This window comes from Pseudorhodoplanes sp. (assembly GCF_035565855.1).
Classification (GTDB): domain Bacteria; phylum Pseudomonadota; class Alphaproteobacteria; order Rhizobiales; family Xanthobacteraceae; genus Pseudorhodoplanes.
In genome coordinates this window covers 1-6,270 of record NZ_DATMRX010000130.1, presented here as the reverse complement: position 1 = coordinate 6,270, position 6,270 = coordinate 1, and the positions used below count along the sequence as shown (strand labels likewise).

The following is a 6,270-nucleotide window of genomic DNA, read 5'->3' as shown; positions in this document are numbered from 1 at the left end:
TCGGCTCGCGGACGCTGGCCGAGCGCGCCGAGAAGACGCCGATGTTTTTCACGACGCTTGCTGCGGCGAGCGGCGGGCGCATCGTGACCGTTCCCGGTGGGGTGCTGATCCGCGATGCCGGCGGAACCATCATCGGCGCCGTCGGAATTTCGGGCGATACGTCCGACAATGACGAGATCTGCGCGATTGCCGGGATCGAGGCGGCCGGCCTGAAGGCCGATCCTGGCGGCACGAAGAAATAGCCTTTCACACACGAACCTTCTGCTTTCCCGCTTCGCGCATGCCTGGCCCTCGACCGATCCGGAGACGTCACAACATGCAATTCTTCTCGTTCTGGCGTTCGCTCGCATCGTTTCGGGTTCGCATTGCCCTGAACATCAAGGGACTGTCGCCCGAGGTCATCGACATAGACCTGATGAAGAACCAGCAGCGCGAGGCGGCCTATCGCAAGGTGAATCCGCAGATGCTGCTGCCAGCGCTCGTCACCGACGATGGTGCGGTGCTGTTCCAGTCCATGGCGATCATGGAATATCTCGACGACGTGCATCCGCACCCGAACCTGTTGCCGTCCGAACCTGTTGCGCGGGCGCGGGTGCGCGGCCTGTCGGGCATTGTCGCCTCCGATGCGCATCCTCTGATCGTGCCGCGCATCCGCGATTATCTCGAGCAAGAGCTCAAGGTCGATGAAGCGGGGCGGATGAAATGGATTCATCACTGGCTGGGCGAAGGCATGAAGGCGCTGGAGGCCAATCTCGCCGGCAGCAGCGAAACCGGGATCTATTGCCAGGGCGACAATGTGACAATGGCGGATATCTGCCTCGTCAGTCACGCCACCGGCTGCAACTTCTTCAAATACGATCTTGCGCCGTTTCCGACCGTGCGCCGCATCGTCGAGACCTGCATGAAAGAGGATGCCTTCGCGCGGGCGCATCCGCTGAAGCAGCCCGGCGCCCCGGCGTCGGTGTGAGAGCGTCCGCGACTGGCTCAGGTCAAGCGACCCCTCCCCAACCGTCCCCCTTCAGGGGAGGCAGCTTGGTGAGCGCGTGGCTATCGCTTGCGATTGCCCTTCAACAATCCCGCCAGCCGCTTCTCCATTTGCGCGAGATCGGCCTCGAATCGTTGCAGGAACAGCCGCGCCGGCGCGGGCAGGGTCCGCCGCGCCGGCGTGATGACGATGAATTCGGCATAGAGCGGCGGATCGATCGTGTTGATGACGAGAGCACCCTGTCCGATGTCGTTGATGCAGATGAGGCCCGGCAGGATCGTCGCAAAGTCCGTGCGCGCGATCAGGTCGAAGGTCGCCATCATCGCATCCATCTCGATGATGCGGTCGATGGCGACGCCATGGCTCTGGAAATAGACTTCGAGATTGCGCCGCCGCACATTCTCCGGCCCCGGCACCACGATCTTCAGTGGCGCGCAATCGGCAAGGCGCACGGGCGCGAGCGGCTTGAAGCCGCTGGCTCGGCCGGAGATCAGCACCTCGCGGTCGCGCAGGATGAGCCGCGATTTCAGCCCGGTACGCCCCTCGAAGGCCGGGACGATCGCGAAATCGAGTTCGTCGGCCAGCACCTGTTCGGTGAGGATGCCGCTATAGGCCTCGACGATCTGCAGGCGCACGTCGGGATAGGCGCCGACGAAATGCTGCAGCGTCGGAGTCAGCGCCGCGCGCGTGAAGGTCGGCATCAGGCCGATGCGCAGATGCCCGGCGACTGCGCCGGCAAGAGCGCGGACCTCCTCGTCCGCCTGTTCCAGGAGGCCGATCGCCTCGACACAGCGCCGGTAATAGCGCTGGCCCGCGGGCGTCGGCGTCACGCCGGCGGGCGTGCGATCGAACAGACGGACGCCGAGCGCGTTCTCCACGGCGGAAACATGCTGGGAAATGCCGGATTGCGTCGCGTTCTCCCGCGCTGCGGCGCGGGTGAAGGAGCCTTCCTCGCAAACCGCGATGATGGCCCGGATCTGGCGCAGCGACCTTGGGCCCGGCATGGGGTTCAGCCCGTATCAGGAAATCTAATGCTCTTGGTCAGTTCATATTATTTCATCTGGCCGGGCCGCGCAGCTAGATTCGGCGGCTTCAGAGGGGAACGCGAATGAAGTTCGGCTTTTTCACCATGCCCATCCATCCGCTCGGGAAGGATTGGCGGACCTCTTTGCGCGAGGACCGGGAAGCCTTCATTCTCGCAGACGAACTTGGCTTTTCCGAAGGCCTCGTCGGCGAACACGCCACCGACCAGGCGGAGAACATCACCTCCTGCACGATCTTCATCGCCTCGCTCATTCACGCCACGAAGCAGATGAAGCTCGGCACCGGCACCGTGAATATGCCGAACAGCCATCCCGCGGCGGTGGCGGCCGAGATCGCGATGCTCGACCACATGCTGGACGGCCGCTTCATCTTCGGCATTTCGCCGGGCGGGCTTTTGTCGGACGCCGAGGTGTTCGGCAATCTCGACGCCAACCGCAACGAGATGTTCCTCGAATGCATCAATCAGGTGCTGGCGATCTGGTCCGGCGAGCCGCCCTATAACCTGCATGGCAAATACTGGAGTGTGGTCTGCGAGAAGCAGTTCATCCCGGATATCGGGCAGGGGTTCCTGCCGAAACCGCTGCAACGCCCGCATCCGCCGATCGTCGTTACGGCTGTGGCGCCATTTTCGAAGGGCGTCACCGAAGCTGCCGCGCGCGGCTGGGAACCGATCTCGGCGAACTTCCTGATGCCGCAATGGGTGAAGAGTCACTGGCCGAAATATGTCGAAGGCTGCGAGCGCGCGGGGCGGCCGGCCGACCCCGCCAATTGGCGCGTGGCCAAGAGCATCTTCGTCGCCGACGACGACAAGACGGCGCGTGAATACGCGACCGCGCCGGATTCGCCCTATCGCTTCTACTACAAGCAGCTCTTCACCAAGCTGAAGGCGAATGGCCGTGTCGAATTGTTCAAGACCCATCGCGACCAGCCGGACGACGAGGTTACCCTCGATTCGATCTGCGACGATCTGATCATCTATGGCTCGCCCGACAAGGTCGCCGACGAGATCCTCGCCTTCCGCGACAAGGTCGGCGATTTCGGCACGCTGCTCTATGCAGGAAAGGACTGGGCCGATCCTGCGCTCGGCAAGCGCTCGATGGTCCTGCTTGCCGAAAAGGTGATGCCGAAGGTCAATGATGCCCTGAAGGCGAGCGCCTGCGCTGCGGAGTAAGGCACGCGCCGCAGCGCGTTGTACCGCGATGCGGTCAGGGTTGACCTGATATCCGGATCGGCCTTCAATCCCGGCGAGGTTTGCACGGCGGTTCCGCCGCCGGAAAAGACAAGCCGGTCAAAACATAAAAATCAGGGAGGAAGGCATGCGATTGTCGAAATGGCTGATCGGCGCGTTGTTTGCTGCGTTTGCGGCCGCGCCTGCGATGGCTCAGCAGCCGGTCAAGATCAGGGTGGCATGGACCGCGCCGGTTTCGAACTGGGCGTCGATCCTGCTTGAGAAGAAGGATCTCGCCAGGCATCTCGGCAAGTCCTACACGCTTGAACCGGTCCGCTATGCCGGCACGCCGCTGATGATCACGGCGCTTGCGAATGGCGAGCTTGAAGTCGCCAATCTCGCCTATTCGACGCTCGGCATCGCCATCAAGAATGCGGGTCTCGAAGACCTGCGGGTGATCGCCGACGAATTCCGCGATGGCGTCGACGGACGCTACACCAACGAATTCTATGTCCTGAAGGACAGCCCGATCAAAAGCGTCGCCGATCTGAAGGGCAAGGTGGTCGCAACCAACGTGTCCGGCAGCGCCGTCGACGTCGCGATGAAGGCGATGCTGCGCAAGGGCGGCCTCGAAGACAAGCGCGACTATACCGTGCTGGAGACCCCGTTCCCGACCATGCGCGCGATGCTGGCCGAGAAGAAGGTCGATCTGATCCCGGCGGTGCTTCCGTTCTCGCTCGATCCCGAGCTCAAGAAGATCGCGCGGCCGCTGTTCAGCCAGCGCGACGCGATCGGCGTTACCGACATGATCATCTGGACCGCGCGCAAGCCCTTCATCGACAAGAACCGGGCGGCGATGGTCGACTTCATGGAAGACTCGATCCGCATCGTGCGCTGGTATCTCGACCCGAAGAACCAGAAGGAAGCCGCCGAGATCGCCGCGCGCGTCACCAAGCGGCCGGCCGCCCAGTTCGGCTGGCTATTCACGGAGAAAGAGGATTATTACCGCAATCCCGACATGCTGCCGGACCTGAAGGCGCTGCAAAGCAACGTCAACATCACCAAGGATCTCGGCTTCGTGAAGGATCACATCGACATCGACAAATATTCCGATCTGAGTATCGCCCAGGATGCGCTGAAGCGGCTGAAATAAGGGCCGGCGGACCTGGAAGAGGCGAACCGGGCGGCGCAAGCCGTCCGGTTTTTTTGTCTTATCCTTCCCGCTTGGGGGCGAGCGAAGCGAGCCGGGTGGGGGCTCGTTTGGCGGGGCATTTCAAAAAAGCCCCCCCCCCGATCTCCTTCGCCACGCGCGTAACCGCGCTTAGGCGCAGTCGATCGACGCTGCCCCGCAAGCGGAGGAGGGGAGAGAAAGCGTCACACCGTGCTCGGCGCCATCGCTTCCTGGTGCCACATCAGCAGCCGGCGGCGCAGGATCGCCATCCCCTTGACCAGCACATAGCCAAGCACCGCGATCTCGAGGATGCCCGCGAATACGCCGCGGGAATCGGCAAAACGCGACGCACTCATCATGGCGCCGCCAAGCCCGTAGCCGCCCATCACCATCTCGGTGAAGACCGCGAGGATCAGCGCGATCGGCAGCGCGACCTGCAAGCCGGTGAGGATCTGCGGCATCGCCGCGGGCAGCATGATCTGCCACAGCATTTCGCGATTGCTGGCGCCGAGATTGCGCGCCGACCAGATGAGATATTTGTCCACGCTCTGGATGCCGACGATGGTCGCGGTGATCACCGGGAAGGCGGCGTCCACCACGATCATGGTGATCTTGGAGGCGTCATAGACGCCGAGCCATAGAATGATCACCGGCAGGAACGCCACCTTCGGCATCGGGAAGCCGACCGAGACGATCGGATCGAAGAACCAGCGCACGATGGCGATGCGCGTCATCGCCATGCCGAGCACGATGCCGACTACGGCGGCGATGGCGAAACCCGCGAGCGCGCGGTAGAGCGTGACGCCGGCATTGAGCCACAGGGCGCCGCTCATCGCGTCGCTCCCGATCCGCACGAGGACGGAACTCAGCGTCGGCAGCTGAAACGGCGTGACCGCGCCGGAGCGCGCGAACAATTCCCAGGCGATCGCGAGCGCGATGATCGAGCCGGCATGCGCGAGCAGCCAGCCAGCCCGGCGGAGCAGCGTCGGCCGCGCGGTGTCGGTGAGTTGCGCGCCGCTCATTGTTGCCATCGCAGCATTCGGTTCTGGAAGATCTGAAAGAGCCGGTCCGCGGCGAATCCGATGAAGGCGACTGTCAGCACCACGGCATACATCGCGTCATAGGAGCCGTTGGAGCCGAGCGAGCCGATCAGATAGCCAAGTCCCGAGCGCGCAACGATCAGCTCCGAACTCACCAGAAGGATGAAGGACAAGGCGAGCGCGGTGCGGATGCCGTTCAAAAGCTCCGGCGTCGCACTCGGCACCACGACGTCCCACAGCATGCGCAGGCGGCTTGCGCCCATGCTGCGCGCGGTCCAGACCAGCGCCTGATCGCTGCCGCGTGCGCCGTTATAGGCGCCGACCGCGATCGGCAGCATGCAGCCGAGCAGGATCAGGAGGATTTTCGATCCGTCGCCGAAGCCGAGCCAGATCACCGTGACCGGGATCAGGGCCGATTTCGGCATCGGATACATCGCCTCGACCAGCGGGCCCATCACGATCTGCGCCGGCCGCCACCAGGCCATCGCGATGCCGACGCTCGCGCCGATGACGATCGACAGGAACAGGCCGGCGCCGGCGCGCCACAGCGAGGCGATGCCGTTGGTCACGAGTTCGCCGCTCTTGAGCAGATCCCACCATGCCACCGCGACGTCCGACAGCGGCGGCAAGGCCAGTGTCGAGACGAGTTGAAGCTGCGAGGCGGTCTCCCAGGCCGCCGCGATCAGGAGGAGCGGTAGATAGCGGATCGCCGCGGTCATGACGTGCGCGCGCCCTGCATCTTCATCGCTTCTTCGCGCACGAGATTCCAGATGTCGTCGACCCGTTCGGCGAAAGCCTGCGACTTGAACAGATTGGGGTCCTTGCGGTCGAGATTGTTGTCGACGATGGTCTTGATGCGGCC

Annotated in this window: 7 protein-coding genes; 4 read left to right on the top strand and 3 right to left on the bottom strand. The window is 63.6% G+C overall.

Annotated elements, in window-relative coordinates; genetic code table 11:
* Together VN004_RS07320 and maiA are read left to right on the top strand one after the other, a co-directional pair.
* On the top strand, positions 1-242 hold a 242-nt coding region (locus VN004_RS07320), incomplete at its 5' end, for a GlcG/HbpS family heme-binding protein (RefSeq protein WP_325608479.1).
* Positions 243-316: 74 nt separating this feature from the next.
* Complete coding sequence (maiA, locus tag VN004_RS07315; protein WP_325608477.1) at positions 317-967, top strand: maleylacetoacetate isomerase; 651 nt, start codon at positions 317-319, stop codon at positions 965-967.
* 80 nt (positions 968-1,047) lie between these two features.
* Here the strand turns inward: maiA and VN004_RS07310 are convergent, their stop codons facing one another.
* Positions 1,048-1,989, bottom strand: coding sequence for a LysR family transcriptional regulator (locus VN004_RS07310; protein WP_325608475.1), 942 nt, complete (start codon positions 1,987-1,989; stop codon positions 1,048-1,050).
* 104 nt (positions 1,990-2,093) lie between these two features.
* Here VN004_RS07310 and VN004_RS07305 point away from each other — a divergent pair, with 104 nt between their 5' ends.
* Together VN004_RS07305 and VN004_RS07300 are read left to right on the top strand one after the other, a co-directional pair.
* Positions 2,094-3,200, top strand: a complete 1,107-nt coding sequence (locus tag VN004_RS07305) for an LLM class flavin-dependent oxidoreductase (protein ID WP_325608473.1) — start codon at positions 2,094-2,096, stop codon at positions 3,198-3,200.
* 145 nt (positions 3,201-3,345) lie between these two features.
* Positions 3,346-4,350, top strand: coding sequence for an ABC transporter substrate-binding protein (locus tag VN004_RS07300; protein WP_325608471.1), 1,005 nt, complete (start codon positions 3,346-3,348; stop codon positions 4,348-4,350).
* Between the two features lie 221 nt (positions 4,351-4,571).
* Here the strand turns inward: VN004_RS07300 and VN004_RS07295 are convergent, their stop codons facing one another.
* Positions 4,572-5,399 carry an ABC transporter permease gene (locus VN004_RS07295; protein WP_325608469.1) on the bottom strand — a complete coding sequence of 276 codons (828 nt, stop codon included), beginning with the start codon at positions 5,397-5,399 and terminating at the stop codon, positions 4,572-4,574.
* A complete protein-coding gene (locus VN004_RS07290) occupies positions 5,387-6,127 on the bottom strand; it encodes an ABC transporter permease (protein WP_325608468.1) in 741 nt (246 codons plus the stop codon). The genes VN004_RS07295 and VN004_RS07290 overlap by 13 nt, the downstream gene beginning before the upstream one ends.
* Positions 6,128-6,270: the final 143 nt, after the last annotated feature.

Bases quoted from the DNA above. Each gene is read 5' to 3' on its own strand.
- VN004_RS07310 (WP_325608475.1), bottom strand. From the start codon at position 1,989: ATGCCGGGCCCAAGGTCGCTGCGCCAGATCCGGGCCATCATCGCGGTT.
- VN004_RS07305 (WP_325608473.1), top strand. From the start codon at position 2,094: ATGAAGTTCGGCTTTTTCACCATGCCCATCCATCCGCTCGGGAAGGAT.
- maiA (WP_325608477.1), top strand. From the start codon at position 317: ATGCAATTCTTCTCGTTCTGGCGTTCGCTCGCATCGTTTCGGGTTCGC.
- VN004_RS07295 (WP_325608469.1), bottom strand. From the start codon at position 5,399: ATGGCAACAATGAGCGGCGCGCAACTCACCGACACCGCGCGGCCGACG.
- VN004_RS07300 (WP_325608471.1), top strand. From the start codon at position 3,346: ATGCGATTGTCGAAATGGCTGATCGGCGCGTTGTTTGCTGCGTTTGCG.
- VN004_RS07290 (WP_325608468.1), bottom strand. From the start codon at position 6,127: ATGACCGCGGCGATCCGCTATCTACCGCTCCTCCTGATCGCGGCGGCC.